General features: G+C 32.1%; 14 protein-coding genes. All 14 read right to left on the bottom strand.

The window, feature by feature from the left end:
- Positions 1-482: 482 nt before the first annotated feature.
- On the bottom strand, positions 483-1,913 hold the full coding sequence (gene purB / locus CLORY_RS10675; RefSeq protein WP_079424101.1) for an adenylosuccinate lyase: 1,431 nt from the start codon (positions 1,911-1,913) through the stop codon (positions 483-485).
- Between the two features lie 90 nt (positions 1,914-2,003).
- Positions 2,004-2,264, bottom strand: a complete 261-nt coding sequence (locus CLORY_RS10670) for an HPr family phosphocarrier protein (protein WP_079424099.1) — start codon at positions 2,262-2,264, stop codon at positions 2,004-2,006.
- Positions 2,265-2,277: 13 nt separating this feature from the next.
- The gene (locus CLORY_RS10665; RefSeq protein ID WP_079424097.1) at positions 2,278-2,736 is read right to left on the bottom strand and encodes a PTS sugar transporter subunit IIA; all 459 of its coding nucleotides are present in this window, start codon (positions 2,734-2,736) and stop codon (positions 2,278-2,280) included.
- A 112-nt stretch (positions 2,737-2,848) separates the two neighbouring features.
- The gene (locus CLORY_RS10660; protein WP_079424095.1) at positions 2,849-4,027 is read right to left on the bottom strand and encodes a pyridoxal phosphate-dependent aminotransferase; all 1,179 of its coding nucleotides are present in this window, start codon (positions 4,025-4,027) and stop codon (positions 2,849-2,851) included.
- 146 nt (positions 4,028-4,173) lie between these two features.
- Positions 4,174-5,718 (bottom strand): ribonuclease Y, encoded by a 1,545-nt coding sequence (rny, locus tag CLORY_RS10655; RefSeq protein ID WP_079424093.1) that lies wholly within the window; start codon positions 5,716-5,718, stop codon positions 4,174-4,176.
- 274 nt (positions 5,719-5,992) lie between these two features.
- Positions 5,993-7,096 carry a recombinase RecA gene (gene recA, locus CLORY_RS10650; RefSeq protein WP_079424091.1) on the bottom strand — a complete coding sequence of 368 codons (1,104 nt, stop codon included), beginning with the start codon at positions 7,094-7,096 and terminating at the stop codon, positions 5,993-5,995.
- 113 nt (positions 7,097-7,209) lie between these two features.
- Positions 7,210-7,800, bottom strand: coding sequence for a CDP-diacylglycerol--glycerol-3-phosphate 3-phosphatidyltransferase (gene pgsA, locus CLORY_RS10645; protein ID WP_079424089.1), 591 nt, complete (start codon positions 7,798-7,800; stop codon positions 7,210-7,212).
- Positions 7,784-9,118 carry a 30S ribosomal protein S12 methylthiotransferase RimO gene (gene rimO / locus CLORY_RS10640; protein ID WP_079424087.1) on the bottom strand — a complete coding sequence of 445 codons (1,335 nt, stop codon included), beginning with the start codon at positions 9,116-9,118 and terminating at the stop codon, positions 7,784-7,786. The genes pgsA and rimO overlap by 17 nt, the downstream gene beginning before the upstream one ends.
- 102 nt (positions 9,119-9,220) lie before the next feature.
- Positions 9,221-11,491, bottom strand: coding sequence for an FtsK/SpoIIIE family DNA translocase (locus CLORY_RS10635; protein WP_079424085.1), 2,271 nt, complete (start codon positions 11,489-11,491; stop codon positions 9,221-9,223).
- 115 nt (positions 11,492-11,606) lie between these two features.
- The gene (locus CLORY_RS10630; protein WP_079424083.1) at positions 11,607-12,323 is read right to left on the bottom strand and encodes a ClpP family protease; all 717 of its coding nucleotides are present in this window, start codon (positions 12,321-12,323) and stop codon (positions 11,607-11,609) included.
- Positions 12,324-12,419: 96 nt separating this feature from the next.
- Positions 12,420-12,695: a YlmC/YmxH family sporulation protein gene (locus CLORY_RS10625; protein WP_207652198.1), complete on the bottom strand. Its 276-nt coding sequence runs from the start codon at positions 12,693-12,695 to the stop codon at positions 12,420-12,422.
- A gap of 155 nt (positions 12,696-12,850) precedes the next feature.
- A complete protein-coding gene (locus tag CLORY_RS10620; RefSeq protein WP_079424079.1) occupies positions 12,851-14,959 on the bottom strand; it encodes a polyribonucleotide nucleotidyltransferase in 2,109 nt (702 codons plus the stop codon).
- 87 nt (positions 14,960-15,046) lie between these two features.
- Complete coding sequence (gene rpsO, locus CLORY_RS10615) at positions 15,047-15,310, bottom strand: 30S ribosomal protein S15 (protein WP_079424077.1); 264 nt, start codon at positions 15,308-15,310, stop codon at positions 15,047-15,049.
- A 129-nt stretch (positions 15,311-15,439) separates the two neighbouring features.
- Positions 15,440-16,360: a bifunctional riboflavin kinase/FAD synthetase gene (locus CLORY_RS10610; protein WP_079424075.1), complete on the bottom strand. Its 921-nt coding sequence runs from the start codon at positions 16,358-16,360 to the stop codon at positions 15,440-15,442.
- Positions 16,361-16,364 lie beyond the last annotated feature (4 nt).

Genomic DNA, 16,364 nt, shown 5'->3' with positions numbered 1-16,364 from the left:
CTTTTATTATTATCTCTTATATATATCGAATTATTGATAGCTTATTTATTGTAAAAATATGATATGAGGCCATAACAATTTTTGCGCTTACTGAATTTTATTTTTAATGTAATTCTACTTTTGTCATTTTTTAAAAATGACTTTACTAGATTACGACATTATGCTTATATCATTGCTTATAACAAAATAAAATGTAAAAAACACACTAACTGCGTTTGTATTTTGTTTTTAGCTCTCTGTATTCCTTTATATAGTTTATATGATGCATATTAATGTATAATTATACCAATTGCATATTTTCTTTTTCTTAGAAACTGTACCTGTTAACTATATGGTAATATATGTAATTTATGTATTTATTAACTTATTGTGCACATTCTGTGGATATACGTGTAGAGTGCAAAAAACCCAATTTATAATTTTATAAATTGGGTTTTTATCTTTATTATTCTACGATATACCTTTTATATATTTTTTATATATTATAGATTTATTTCTGCGTTTACTCCAAGTAAATCCTTATTACTTTCTAATATAGGCTTAACAGCTTTATTAATAAAGTCATCTACTTGACCTGGAGCTCTGCCAATGAATTTAGAAGCATCAATTATAGAATATATTTCTTCTGCAGTCATACCAAATGTACAATCTGCAATTATTCTTTCTATAAGATCATTCTTCTTTCCCTCTTTTTTTACTACTCCTGCAGCTGCCATTGAATGTACTCTGATTTTCTCGTGAAGTTCCTGTCTGTCTCCACCCTTCTTAACAGCTTCCATCATTATATTTTCAGTTGCCATAAATGGAAGTTCATTGTTTACATGTTGTGCTATAACTTTATCATAGACAACCATATTTTCACTTATATTAAGATACAAGTTTAAAACCCCATCTAATGCCAAAAACGCTTCAGCTACAGATATCCTCTTATTAGCCGAATCATCAAGAGTTCTTTCAAACCACTGTGTGGATGCCGTAATTGCTGGATTAAGTGAATCCACTATTATATATCTAGCAAGTGCACTTATCCTTTCACTTCTCATCGGATTCCTCTTATATGCCATTGCAGATGAACCTACTTGATGCTTTTCAAATGGCTCTTCTACTTCTTTCATATTTTGAAGCAATCTTAAGTCGTTACTAAATTTATAAGCACTTTGAGCTATCTCAGATAAAGTATTCATAACTATTGAATCTACTTTTCTTGGATATGTCTGGCCAGTTACCATAAAAGATTCAGTAAAGCCCATTTTGTTTGAAACAAGAACATCTAGCTGCTTTACTTTATCTTCATTGCCCTCAAACAAATCCATAAAACTTGCCTGCGTTCCAGTTGTACCTTTCACGCCTCTTAGCTTTAACTTGCTTATTACAAAATCAAGATTTTCAAGATCAATAACTAAATCCTGAATCCAAAGACATGCTCTCTTTCCAACAGTCGTAAGCTGAGCTGGTTGAAGATGTGTAAAGCCTAATGTAGGCATACTTTTATATTGAAGTGCAAATTTTGTTAATGCATTTATAACATTTATAAGTTTTTTACGAACTAATTGGAGAGCATCTCTCATAATAATAATATCTGTATTATCTCCAACATAGCAGCTTGTAGCACCTAAATGTATTATGCCTTTAGCTTTCGGGCACTGTACTCCATAAGCATATACATGGCTCATGACATCATGTCTTATGTCTCTTTCCTTCTCTTCTGCTACTTCATAGTTTATATCATCCATGTGTGCTTTAAGTTCATCAATTTGCTCCTGTTTTATATCAAGACCTAATTCTTTTTCGCTTTCAGCTAATGTCACCCAAAGTTTTCTCCAAGTTTTAAATTTCATATCATCTGAAAAAAGATAACTCATCTCTTTAGAAGCATATCTAGAATTAAGTGGTGAATTGTACAAGTTTCTCATCATTTTCCTCCATTATTAATGCTTTTATAAATAGTTTAATTTTAACTACTTTGTCAGTACATAATCAAAGAGGGATACATCGTTCCCTCTTTATTGATCTAAAGAAGCTATTAATTTAGCTAACTCTTCAACAGCCAATGTCTCGTCATCACCAGATGCTGTAATAACTATGTTCGAATTTTTAGAAACTCCCAAAGATAAGACTCCTATCAAGCTCTTAACATTAGCCTTCTTTCCATTATGTTCAATAGTGATATCTGATTTAAAAGATGATGCTTTTTTTACTAGTAATGTTGCAGGTCTTGCATGAAGACCAGTAGCACTCTTTACTGTCACTTCTCTAGTTACCATTGTAAATCCTCCCCTATTTTAATTCAACAGACATAAACAAATCTTTAGCTTTTGAAGCTTTATAGTTTATATCAATTTTTTCTATTAATTCTGAATTTGTTATTACTATTGGAGTAATGATAGAAGCCTGCATTTCAACAAATTCTTTGTCGAAAAACAATATCTTATCACCAGCTTTTACTTTGTCGCCAACATTTACATAAGCAGCGAATCCTTTTCCCTGTAATTTTACTGAATCTATACCTACATGGATTAATAGCTGTAATCCATCCTCTGTCTTAATTCCAATAGCATGTTTTGCATCATAAACCAAAATTATTTCTCCGTCTACTGGAGAATATACAAAACTATCTTTGGGTTTTATTGCTGCTCCATCTCCCATTATCTTCTTATTAAATAAATAATCGTTTACTTCCGTTAATGCAACTACATCGCCCGTTATTGGAAGAAATAAATCAACTTTTTTCCCCATTCCAAATCACCCTTTGCTTTAAAATATTTCCTATTACTACTATACCATGAAACTCGATAAATTTAAATATATAAATGAATTTATAAGTCAACTTTAGTCCTTATATCACATTTTATTTCATATTATTTATGAAATTCTCCAATCTATCTAATCCATTTTTTATATTTTCCATAGAAGTTGCATAGGATAACCTTATATATCTATCATCCCCAAATGCAGCTCCAGGTATAACTGCTATTTTTGCTTCATCTAAAAGTATTTTGGACAACATGAATGAATCCTTAATTTTATCGCTGTATAAGTCACTTACATTGATCATAACATAAAAAGCACCTTTGGGCTTAACACAACTTATTGTTTTCATATTATTTATTCTGTCAACCATATACTTTCTTCTAGCATCAAACTCTTTTACCATCGCCTCTATTTCGTTACCAGCTGCAGCTAAAGCTTTAACTGCTGCATATTGAGTTATTGAGTTAGCATTTGAAGTAGTATGACTCTGTATATTAGACATTACTTTTATTACCTTTTCATTTCCAGCAGCATATCCAAGTCTCCATCCCGTCATTGCAAAAGTTTTGGATAATCCATTTATAACTATAGTTCGATTGTACGCATCTTCTGATATAGATGCTACACTTATATGCTTTTCTCCATCGTAAATAAGTTTTTCATATATTTCATCAGAAATAATAAATAAATCATTATCCTTAGCAAAATCTGCAATTGTTTTTAGTTCGTCATAATTATAGACTGATCCCGTAGGATTATTAGGGCTTGTAATAACAATTGCTTTTGTTTTATCAGAAAGATTTTTCTTTAATGAATCTATGTCAAATTTAAATTCATTTTCTTCAGCACAGTCGACTAGTATAGGACTTCCCCCATATAGCGTAACTAGCTCAGGATAAGATATCCAACAAGGTTTTGAAATAAGTACCTCATCTCCAGGATTAATTATTGTCTGAAATACATTTGACAAACATTGCTTTGCTCCTGTAGATACAATAATTTGTTTTTCTGTATATTCAAGATCATTATCATTCTTAAATTTTTTTATTATTTCCTTTTTCAATGGACTTATACCTGAAGTGGAAGTATATTTTGTAAAACCTATGTCCATAGCCTTTTTTGCTTCATCAATTATATATTTAGGTGTATTAAAATCTGGTTCGCCTGCTCCAAAGCTAATTACATCTATACCTTCCTCTTTTAACTTCTTAGCTTTAGCAGTAATTTCTAAAGTTAAAGAAGATTGTAATTTAGTAGCGAGTCTAGAAAGTTCCATTTAAATGTGCCTCCTATCTTAAATGTTAAATTATATCATTTATAATTATAATGTAATTTAATTTAATAAACAAGAAATAAATAAAAACTCTTAAATAAACTTAGTAAACACTAAATTTATTTAAGAGTCTTAATAAATCAAATACATTATTTAGCATAATCTACTGATCTAGTCTCTCGAATAACACTAATCTTTATCTGTCCAGGATATTCTAATTCGTTTTCAATAGTTTTTACTATATTCCTAGCCATTTCGACAGTACCAGCATCATCAATTTGCTCTGGTTTAACCATAATTCTTATTTCTCTTCCTGCTTGAATGGCATATGACTTTTCTACGCCTTCATATGAATTTGCTATTTCTTCTAACTTTTCCAATCTCTTAATGTAAGCCTCTAATGTTTCTCTTCTAGCTCCCGGCCTTGCCGCAGATATTGCATCAGCTGCTTGAACCAGAACAGCCTCTAAAGTTTGCATTTCAACATCACCATGATGAGCAGCGATAGCATTTACAACTGCCGCAGATTCGTGATATTTCTTTGCAATTTCAGCACCAATCAAAGCATGAGGTCCTTCAACTTCGTGATCTACTGCTTTTCCTATGTCATGTAGAAGTCCTGCACGTTTAGCAAGCGCAATGTCCAGTCCTAATTCACCAGCCATTATACCCGCTAAATTTGACACTTCCAAAGAATGTTTCAATACATTCTGACCATAGCTAGTTCTATACTTAAGTCTTCCCAATAGCTTAACAAGTTCTTGATGAAGTCCGTGTATCCCGGTCTCAAATGTAGCCTGTTCACCTTCCTCTTTTATGTCGATTTCTACTTCTTTCTTAGCTCTCTCAACCATCTCTTCAATCCTTGCAGGATGAATTCTGCCGTCGACTATCAGCTTTTCAAGAGCAATCTTAGCAACTTCCCTTCTAATCGGATCAAAACTTGAAAGAATGACTGCTTCCGGTGTATCATCAATAATCAAATCAACACCTGTAAGGGTTTCTAACGTTCTTATATTTCTTCCCTCTCTACCAATTATTCTTCCTTTCATCTCATCATTAGGAAGTGCTACTACATGTACTGTGGTTTCAGACACATGGTCTGCTGCACATCTTTGAATTGCAGTAGTAATAATATCTCTTGATCTTTTATCACATTCTTCTTTAGTTCTAGCCTCAAATTCTTTAATTATTACTGCTGAATCATGTTTTAATTCCGTCTTCAACTCGTCAAGTAGCAAATTTTTAGCTTCTTCAGAGGACAAGCCTGATAATCTCTCAAGTTCTTGTCGTTGTTTAGAATATAATTCTTGAACATTTTCCTCTAATGAGCTTATTTCTTGAAGTTTCTTGTTAATTGTTTCTTCTTTTTTCTCTAAAACATCACTCTTCTTATCCAGCACTTCTTCTCTTTGTAGAACTCTTCGCTCCATCCTCTGGAGCTCATTTCTTCTATCTCTGGATTCCTTTTCAACATCCGTTCTTATTTTATGAACTTCTTCTTTAGCTTCAAGTATTGCTTCTTTTTTATGAGAATCAGCTTGTTTACTTGCCTCATCTATAATCTTCTTTGCTTCTGCCTCACCTTTTAGTATTTTGGTTTCAACCATTTTCTTTCTTATTACAAATTCAATAATCAATGCAACGCTTACAAAAATTAATATAGATATAAATATCCAATCTCTCAATTCCATACGAACACCTCCTTTGCTTTAAATAATATAACACAATTAAATATAAAAGCTTAGAAAAGGTGCCATATATCCTAAAATGTATTCTATTTACTATGATAAACCAGTATTTGTATATATTTTATATTAAAATTAGCATATTGTCAAGTTAGAATGCATACAATGATATAACCACAAATTGGCCTGCATAGGACTTAAACACCGATTCTTAATAAAAATCCAATTATGCAGACCAAAATATTTATTTAAAAATTATTATTTTTATTTGGTTATCTTATTATTTTTTGTCTACTTTTTCTTCCTTATTTGTCTTATCTTGATTGCCCGTGCTTTTATCAGTAGATTTATTATCTAATTTAACATCATTTGATGATTTTACAGGTATTGGTAACTCATGTTTCTCTCTTATGGTTTTCTCTATAGTCCAGCTAACATCCGCATTTTCCTTTAAGAACTGCTTTGCATTTTCTCTTCCTTGTCCTAACCTAACTTCATTATAAGAAAACCAAGCACCGCTTTTTTGAACTATATCTTCCTTAACTCCTACATCCAATATAGTACCCTCTTTTGAAATACCACCATTATACATTATATCAAATTCAGCATTTCTGAAAGGAGGTGCTACTTTATTTTTAACAACCTTCACTCTAGTTCTGTTTCCGATAACCTCATCGCCCTGCTTTATAGAGTCTATTCTTCTTATATCCATTCTCACAGAAGCATAAAACTTTAAAGCTCTTCCACCAGGCGTAGTTTCTGGATTTCCAAACATTACTCCTACTTTTTCTCTTAACTGATTTATAAATATTACTACGCATTTAGATTTATTTATTGAACCTGCAAGTTTTCTTAATGCCTGTGACATCAGTCTTGCTTGAAGACCGACATGAGAATCTCCCATCTCACCTTCTATTTCAGCTCTTGGTACAAGGGCTGCAACAGAATCTACTACGATAGCATCTATAGCATTAGATCTAACAAGTGCTTCAGCAATTTCCAAAGCTTGTTCTCCAGTATCCGGCTGAGATACTATTAGATTATCTATATCAACTCCAAGAATTTTAGCGTAACCTGGATCAAGAGCATGCTCTGCATCTATAAATGCTGCTACACCGCCGTTTTTCTGTGCTTCTGCCAGTATGTGCAGTGCTACAGTTGTTTTACCTGAAGACTCAGGTCCATATATCTCTATAATTCTTCCTCTTGGAACGCCACCTATTCCTAATGCAATGTCAAGATCCAAGCATCCTGTTGAAATTGAATCTACATTTAGAATGCTATGCTCTCCTAGCTTCATAACCGAGCCTTTCCCAAATTGTTTCTCTATCTGAGTCATAGCATTTTCAATCGCTTTAATTTTTTCCATATCTAAATTAGCCATTATTACCCTCCTCTTCGAACAAACGTTCTTATATTATTATAAGATATTTCCTCGATTTAGTCAAATCACATTATATATAAGTAATTATTAACAATTTTTATTTATTTATACAATTATATATCATTCTTGATTATATGTAAATTTTTCTTAAAATAATCATAGCCTGATATAATAGTCACTACAGCTGCTATATATAAACTGATATTAGCAAACATAGTTATAAAACTTTCTAAAAATGGATAAGCATTTACAATGCTTATCAGCTCTTTTTGAACTGAGAGATTTACTTCCAGTAAAGCTGATACTATAGCAATTATCTGTATTACAGTCTTAATTTTTCCCCACCAGCTAGCTGCAAGAACTATGCCTTCTGATGCAGCAATACTTCTTAATCCTGTAACAGCAAGTTCTCTCGCTATTATTATTATTGCTATCCACGCTGGTATTATATGATATTCAACTAAAGAAACCAATGCGGCTGTTACAAGAAGTTTATCCGCCAAAGGGTCCATCAATTTTCCAAACTTTGTTATCTGATTTCTGCTTCTTGCTATGTATCCATCCAGTTTATCCGTTATTGATGCCGCTATAAATACCAAAGTAGCAAAAATAGTTCCATAAGGTATTCCCTTAACTGCTATAAACACTAAAAACACAGGTATTAAAAATATCCTAACTAAAGTAAGTTTATTTGCTAGATTCATAATATACATCTCCTATTAAATCATATTCTAAAGCTTCTCTTATCTTTATCTTTACAAACTCACCCTTGTTAATACCCTTAACCTTACTTACATATATAATACCATCTACGTCAGGTGCCATATGTTGACTTCTTCCTATATAATACTCTTCATTTTCATCTTCTAATAACGTATTATACACCATCCCTATTTTACCCTTATTGTTATTATAAGATATTTGCTGCTGCAGCTTCATAATTTCATTTTGCCTTTGTATTTTGATTTCATCACTGATTTTATTGTTAAGACGTTCGGCAGCAGTTCCCTCTTCGGCAGAGTATCTAAAAACTCCGAGATTATCAAACTTAATATTTTCTGTAAACTCTTTAAGTTCGTTAAAATCCTCTTCTGTTTCACCAGGAAATCCAACAATGAATGTAGTTCTGATGGTTATCTCCGGTACTTTTTTCTTTAATTTATTTATAACCTCAACTATTTGTTCTTTAGTTCCTCTTCTCCCCATTTTTTTAAGAATGTTATTACTTATATGCTGTATTGGTATATCAATGTATTTACATATTTTCTTATTAGACGCTATAACTTCAATAAGCTCATCAGTTATCTCCTCTGGATAACAATATAACAACCTTATCCATTCTATATCATCTATTTGAGAAAGTCTATTCAATAAATCAGGAAGTACCTTCTTTTTATATAAATCAATTCCGTACATTGTCGTGTCCTGAGCAACTATGATAAGTTCTTTAACACCCATCTTTGCTATACTAGAAGCTTCTTCAACTATGTGCTCTATACTTCTGCTCCTATATGATCCTCTTATTTTAGGTATTGCACAATATGTACAGTTATTGTTGCATCCTTCTCCAATTCGTAAATATGCATAGTTATTTCCTGTACTTATAACTCTTTCGCCCTCATTTATTTCGTTACTGTTTGAGCATAAAATTATCTTTTGTTTGTTTTCATAAAAATCTCTTATACAATCCTCTACATCTTTATAATTATTTACTCCAAGTACTATATCAATTTCAGGTATAAGTTCTGCAATCTCTTTACTATATCTTTGAGTAAGACAACCAGTAGCAATTAATACTTCACATTTATAATTTTTCTTATATTCAGCCATCTCTAATATAGTATTTATAGATTCCTGTTTAGAGGATTCTATAAAACCGCATGTATTTACTACTATTATATGTGCTTCTTTTGGATCACTTATTATCTCAAATTTATTTTTTAGACTTCCAAGTAAAATTTCTGTATCAACTCGGTTTTTATCGCAACCAAGACTCACTATTCCAACTTTATATTTTGCCATTAATTTCCTCCTGTATATTCTCATAAGTTCGATAATTGAATTATATCATATACAATTTGATTTTGAATATTTTTTTATTGATTATTGTTAATTTTTATGTCACTATTCATTATTTTGCATCTCTGAATACTCGTTTCTGTCCATTAATACTTGTCTAGGCTTGGCACCATCTCTTCCAGAGATTATCTGCTTAGCCTCCAATTGATCCATTATTCTTGATGCCCTATTAAATCCTATTTTTAAACGCCTTTGAAGGAGTGATGTAGATGCTTGTCCAGATTCTACAACAACTTTTACAGCATCATCAAATAACTCATCTTTATCCTCTTCTTGTTCAGATGCACTTCCATTTTCTATATGTTCTATTATTTCTTCTTTGTATTCAACCTCATTTTGCTGTTGGCTCTTTATGAAATTAACTATCTTTTCAACTTCCTCTTCTGATACAAACGCCCCTTGTATTCTTAAAGGTTTGGACATGCCTACAGGGAAAAACAACATATCTCCTTTTCCTAAAAGTTTTTCTGCTCCGGAAGAATCAAGTATAGTTCTTGAATCTATTTGACTAGAAACTGCAAAGGATATTCTTGAAGGAATATTCGCTTTGATAACACCAGTTATTACGTCTACGGATGGTCTTTGTGTAGCTATTACCAGATGCATACCAGCTGCTCTAGCCATTTGTGCTAATCTGCCTATATAATCCTCTACATCTCCTGGACATACCATCATAAGATCTGCTAATTCATCAACTATTATTACTATCCACGGAAGCTTTTCGGTAAGTTTACCCTTATCTACAAGCTCGTTATAACCATCTATATTTCTTACAGAATTATCTGCAAAAAGCTTATATCTTCTAGTCATTTCGTTTACGGCCCAATTAAGTGCACCTGCAGCTTTTTTAGGCTCAGTAACTACAGGTATAAGTAAATGAGGTATCCCATTGTACACGCTAAGTTCGACAACTTTAGGATCTATCATAAGTAATTTTACCTCATCAGGAGAAGCTTTATACAAAAGACTTATTATTAATGTATTAATACACACACTTTTTCCTGAACCGGTAGCTCCAGCAATTAATAAGTGAGGCATTTTAGATAAATCTGTAACTACGCATTTACCACCTATATCTTTTCCCAAAGCAAAAGATATATTTTTATTTGAAGCAGTAAACTCATCGGATTCTAGAACTTCTCTCAAATATACAGGAATTAATTCCTTATTAGGTACTTCTATACCAACAGCAGATTTTCCAGGGATTGGTGCTTCTATTCTAACTCCCCTTGCCGCTAAGCTTAATGCTATGTCATCAGAAAGATTGACAATCTTGCTTACTTTTACACCAGCACTTGGCTGCAGTTCATATCTTATGACTGAAGGTCCTTTTGTTACTTGTATAACCTTTGCATCTACTCCGAAACTATTTAGAGTTTCTTCAAGCTTTTCTGCACTGGCAAGAAGGCCTCGTTTATCTTCTTTATTGGTTTTTACCATCTTATTTTCATTGAGTAAATCTACACTCGGAAATTTATATTCTATACTGTCTCCTGCAGGAGATTGTAATTTTTGCGAAAGTTCTCTGCTTATTTCATCATTTAATTTGTTGTTATTACCTTCCTCTTTTCTTTGTGGTGAATAGTCATTAATTTCTATAGCAGCTTCTTGTTCTGCTTTTACGCTATCTTCTTCAGAATCCAGCGTAGAGTTTTTCATAAAGTCCATTAACTTTATCTTTTTATTTACAGAAGATATAAATTTATTTTTATCAGATGCTGGCGGTTCCTCTACAACTGGCTTTTCATTAGACGGCTCCTTTTTTCTTCTTACTTTACGTTTATCAGTACTTTTCTGTTTTATTATTTTTATAAAATCAGCAATGGTAACATTAAATATTAAAATTAGTGATACAATATAGAACGCTATTAATAATACATAGCAGCCAACATATCCAAGAAGCTTGTACATTGGAACGATTATACTATAACTTATAATTCCACCATTTAGAACCTGATTTTCGTTATAAAACTTGAAAATACCTTTTGCAAACTCACCGCTATAATAATACTTAAGATTTATTAACTGTACAAAAAGCATAGTATTTACTATAGCAAACACTATTCCATAAAAATTCTTTTTAAATGTTATTTTACCATTTGCTGCTATAATTCCAATACCTATTAATACAACAATCAATGGTAAAACATAAGAACCTATACCAAACACCAGCAATAAAGTCATTCTTATTATTTGACCGAATATACCAGCTTTATTGGATATAACACTATAAAACATTATAATTCCAAGAGCCACTAAAAAAATTCCAAATATATCATTATAATAATCCGGTTTAGATGTTTTTTTTCTAGACAACAGTACCACCTCAATTTACTATTTCTACATACTTGATTAATATCCTCTTGTTTATAATATTTTTATACCATAATATAAACATAAAAAAGAACTGCTTTTCGAAAAGATTTAAAAATCATTTCGAAACAGTCCTCTGATTTTTTGCTTTCTCAATCAATTCCTCAAGTTTTGCCAAGGACTCTTTTATTCCACCTACACTATCAATTATACCAGAATCCACAGCTTGTTTTCCAATTAATATAGTACCCATATCATTCATTAATTGTTCAGTAGAAAGCATCATTTGCTCCAAAGTTTCTTTTTCTATTTTAGATGTCCTAACAATAAATTCTATAATCCTTTTTTGCATTTTATTAAAATATTCAAAGGTTTGCGGCACTCCAATTATAAGTCCATTCATTCTCACTGGATGAACTATCATAGTTGCCGAAGGTGAAATAAACGAAAAATCTGCTGCAGTAGCCAGTGGTACTCCTATTGAGTGTCCTCCTCCTATGACTAACGATACAGTTGGTTTACTTATACTATTTATCATTTCTGCTATGGCAAGACCTGCTTCTATATCCCCACCAACAGTATTTAATACAATAAGAAGTCCTTCTACAGATTTATCTCTTTCCACTCCTATAAGCTGTGGTATTAGATGCTCATATTTAGTCGTTTTTGTCTGAGGGGATAATTCCATGTGGCCCTCTATTTGGCCTATAATAGGAAGAATTTGTATACTGTCGTTAGGTTTTGCAGTCCGCTCTGCACCATATTCCTTAATGTCATCCTTTTTATTTTTTTCTTCTGTATCTAATTCTTTATCTGACAATAAAAGCACCTCCATGCAATTTAATAACTAGCAACATATATAGTATTATTTGCATAAAAGTGTTTTTATATACCTAACTACAACTTCAATATGTTATTTTACTTTTGATCATCATAATTTAGTCTTTTTCATTAATTGCTCGTCTGCATCTATAATAATAGTCTTACTTCCTATTTTCCTTACACAATCCCATGGTACCTCTATAAATTCATTATTATTAAATATCTTAAACTTATTATAATTCTTATTTAGGATTATGTATTTAAGGTTTCCGTCTTCATCTATTATCAAATCGTTATTCCCAACATAATTGTACTTTTCCCCGTCATTTATATTTATTATTTCATATCTTTCAATTTCACTATAAAATTTAACATTATTATCCAAACCAATTACCCCTTTCATATATACAACTTTTATACTTAAGAGATAATATGATTAATGCTATAAATATATACTTACTTTTTCATAAATCTTATGAACGAATACAAATAAAAAGCAAAAATAAAAAGGCCTAAAGCCCTTCTATTCGTCACATTGTACTAGTCGTTCTTTTCTTCACTACTAGTTTCTTTCAATGCATCTTTTCTTGACAGGTTGATTCTTCCTTGATTATCGATATCTGTAACCTTAACTAGAATCTCGTCTCCTACAGAAACTATATCCTCAACTTTATTAACTCTGTTGACATCTAATTTAGATATATGAACGAGCCCTTCTTTACTAGGAAGTATTTCAACAAATGCACCAAAGTTTGTTGTTTTAGTAACTTTTCCAAGATAAACTTCTCCAACTACTATTTCTTTAGTCAGGTCATCAATTATCTTGATAGCTTTCTTAGCACTTGCTGTATCATCAGACATTACAAATACTTTTCCATCTTCCTTAATGTCTATTTTAACTCCTGTTTCATCAATTATCTTATTAATTGTTTTTCCGCCAGCTCCTATTACATCTCTTATCTTATCAGGATTTATGTTGATAGTAAAAGTCTTTGGAGCATACTGTGATATCTCTTCTCTAGGTTCAGGAATACAAGCATTTATCTTATCAATTATTCTGAGTCTAGCCACTCTTGCGTTTTCTATTGCAGTTCTTATGCAATGAGCAGAAAGTCCTCTTATTTTTGTATCAACTTGGATTGAAGTAATTCCTTCAACAGTACCAGCAACTTTAAAATCCATGTCACCGAAAAAATCTTCAATTCCTTGTATATCTGTAAGTATTTCTTCCTCTGTTAAATCCTCACTAGTAACTAATCCCATTGCGATACCTGCTGCAGGTCTCTTTATAGGAACACCAGCATCTAGTAGTGCTAAAGTACTTCCACATACACTGGCTTGTGATGTAGAGCCATTGGAGCTCAACACTTCTGATACAAGTCTTATTGTATAAGGGAATTCCTCTTCTGATGGTATAAGTGGAACCAATGCTCTTTCAGCTAAAGCACCATGACCTATCTCTCTTCTTCCAGGTCCTCTCATAGGTCTAACTTCTCCAACGCTATAGGAAGGGAAATTATAATGATGCATATATCTCTTTGATTCTATTTCTCCAATTCCATCAAGTATCTGAACATCTCCTAATGCTCCAAGCGTTGCAACAGTAAGAACCTGCGTCAACCCTCTTGTAAACAACCCAGTTCCATGAGTTCTTGGAAGAAGTGACACTTCACAGCTTATAGGTCTTATTTCATCAAAAGCTCTTCCATCTGGACGTCTCTTTTCATTAAGTATCATATTTCTGACGATCTTTTTCTGCAATTTATATGCCACTTCATCTACATCCGCAATATTGTCAGGATATTTTTCATAGAATTCATCAGCTAACTTCTGCTTAACTACATCCATTGCTTCATTTCTAGCATCTCTGTCTGTTATATACATAGCCTCTTTTATCATGTCAAAGGCAAAATTCTTTACCTCTTCCTCTATGTTCACATCAGGAGCATAACATTCATACTCAGCTTTTGGCTTTCCAAAACTGTCCATAGCTTTCTTTTGGAATGCCGCAATCTTCTTACACTCTTCAAAGCCAAAATTTATAGCGTTAATCATAACTTCTTCAGGTACTTCTTTTGCACCTGCTTCTATCATCATTACTCTTTCGCTTGTAGCACATACAGTTAGTGCCATTTCACTTTTTTCTCTTTGACTAGAAGTTGGATTTATTATAAATTCGCCATTAATAAGTCCCACAGATACTGCTGCTACTGGGTCAGTAAATGGTATACTTGATATACATAGAGCTGCAGAAGCTGCATTAATTGCAAGTATATCAGGTTCATTATCATTTTCTACTGACATGACAGTACATACTACTTGAACATCATTTCTATAGCCTTTAGGGAAAAGCGGTCTTAACGGTCTATCAATAGCTCTGCCATTTAATATAGCATTTTCTGAAGGTTTTCCTTCCCTTTTAATAAAACCTCCCGGTATCTTACCAACTGCATATAACCTTTCTTCATATTCAACGCTTAAAGGAAAGAAGTCAATACCTTCTCGTGGTTTTTCTGATGCATTTACATTTGCAAGAACTACTGTATCACCATAGCTTACCATAAGGGCACAATCTGACAACATTCCCACTTTGCCATATTCAATCTTTAATTTTCGTCCTGCGACTTCAGTTTCTAATATATGGCTCATAATATACCTCCTCTCGATACATTAATATCTTTTACTAAAAAATATGATTTATTAATTTAAAACAATAGAGCGGGCTAACCGCTCTAATTATTTTCTTAAACCAAGTTTTTCAAGTATAGCACGATATCTCTCAATATCATGTGCCATTAAATAATTTAATAGACCTCTTCTTTGTCCAACCATCATGAAAAGACCTCTTCTTGAGTGATGATCCTTCTTATGAACCTTTAAATGGTCATTCAAATGATTAATTCTGTCAGTAAGTAGAGCTATCTGTACTTCTGGTGAACCAGTATCTCCTTCATGTCTTGCATAAGTAGCAATTATTTCATTCTTTCTTGCCTTATCCATTAAAACACCTCCAAAATATAATCCCCATACTCCAAGAATTAGTTGGCAAATCTTAATACTTAGCGTAAGGTTAACAAAGATTATTATAACAAACTAATGCAATAATGTAAATTATTTTTTGAAAAACAACTATAATCTCTTATTTTTTACAAGCTCATAATCTTTATTCATTCTTTCCATTAGCTTATCTACCGAACTAAATTTAACCTCATCTCTTATTCTTTCCATAAAATATATTTTTATATGTCTTCCATAAATATCTTCATCAAAATCTAAAAGATGACTTTCTATTTTTATACTTTCATCATGTTTGACACTAGGATTTATGCCTACATTCGTCATTGCTTTATATTTCTTTCCATTTACTTCAGCTATAGTATAATAAACTCCTCGCTTAGGTATAACAAATCTATCATCAGCTTTTATATTAGCAGTAGGATAACCTAATACTGTTTTTCCTATCTGTTTTCCATAAACAACCGTACCTTGCAGCATAAAATTACTTAACAGAAGTTCATTTGCCGTTTCTATATGTCCTTCCTCGATAAGTTTTCTTATTCTTGAACTACTAACCACATCTGATTCGTCGTTTTGCGGAGTTATTATCGTCACAGAGAAATTATACTTTTCACCAAGCAGCTTAAGAAAATTTACATCTCCACTATTTTTATATCCAAATCTATGATTAAATCCTGCCACTAAGCCCAAAGGAGAAAATCTTTCCAAAAGCCTTAATACAAATTCTTCCGCAGAAAGCTGCATGAATTGCCGAGTGAAATTTTCCATAGCAACGATATCTACGCCTAAATTATCCAGCATCTCTATCTTTGTATCATTATCCATTAAAAGCTTAGGTACAGCTTCCGGTCTTACTATGGTTAAAGGATGATTTTGAAATGTATAGACCATACTCCGTACTTTATGCTCTTTTGATAATTCAATACATTTATCTATGAGTTTTCTATGCCCTCTGTGTAATCCATCAAAACTTCCTAGGGCAATAAATGTTCTTCCTTCTATTTTTTTATCACTATCTTTAATTATTAACATAATC

It is taken from the genome of Clostridium oryzae (assembly GCF_002029235.1).
Taxonomy (GTDB): domain Bacteria; phylum Bacillota; class Clostridia; order Clostridiales; family Clostridiaceae; genus Clostridium_AE; species Clostridium_AE oryzae.
This window is presented reverse-complemented; position numbering and strand designations above follow the sequence as displayed.

What these genes read in the sequence shown, in the direction of transcription:
- CLORY_RS10665 (WP_079424097.1), bottom strand. Translation starts at nt 2,736, where the DNA reads ATGGGGAAAAAAGTTGATTTATTTCTTCCAATAACGGGCGATGTAGTT.
- CLORY_RS10670 (WP_079424099.1), bottom strand. Translation starts at nt 2,264, where the DNA reads ATGGTAACTAGAGAAGTGACAGTAAAGAGTGCTACTGGTCTTCATGCA.
- CLORY_RS10610 (WP_079424075.1), bottom strand. Translation starts at nt 16,360, where the DNA reads ATGTTAATAATTAAAGATAGTGATAAAAAAATAGAAGGAAGAACATTT.
- CLORY_RS10660 (WP_079424095.1), bottom strand. Translation starts at nt 4,027, where the DNA reads ATGGAACTTTCTAGACTCGCTACTAAATTACAATCTTCTTTAACTTTA.
- rpsO (WP_079424077.1), bottom strand. Translation starts at nt 15,310, where the DNA reads ATGGATAAGGCAAGAAAGAATGAAATAATTGCTACTTATGCAAGACAT.
- purB (WP_079424101.1), bottom strand. Translation starts at nt 1,913, where the DNA reads ATGAGAAACTTGTACAATTCACCACTTAATTCTAGATATGCTTCTAAA.
- CLORY_RS10620 (WP_079424079.1), bottom strand. Translation starts at nt 14,959, where the DNA reads ATGAGCCATATATTAGAAACTGAAGTCGCAGGACGAAAATTAAAGATT.
- pgsA (WP_079424089.1), bottom strand. Translation starts at nt 7,800, where the DNA reads ATGAATCTAGCAAATAAACTTACTTTAGTTAGGATATTTTTAATACCT.
- CLORY_RS10630 (WP_079424083.1), bottom strand. Translation starts at nt 12,323, where the DNA reads ATGGAGGTGCTTTTATTGTCAGATAAAGAATTAGATACAGAAGAAAAA.
- recA (WP_079424091.1), bottom strand. Translation starts at nt 7,096, where the DNA reads ATGGCTAATTTAGATATGGAAAAAATTAAAGCGATTGAAAATGCTATG.
- rny (WP_079424093.1), bottom strand. Translation starts at nt 5,718, where the DNA reads ATGGAATTGAGAGATTGGATATTTATATCTATATTAATTTTTGTAAGC.
- rimO (WP_079424087.1), bottom strand. Translation starts at nt 9,118, where the DNA reads ATGGCAAAATATAAAGTTGGAATAGTGAGTCTTGGTTGCGATAAAAAC.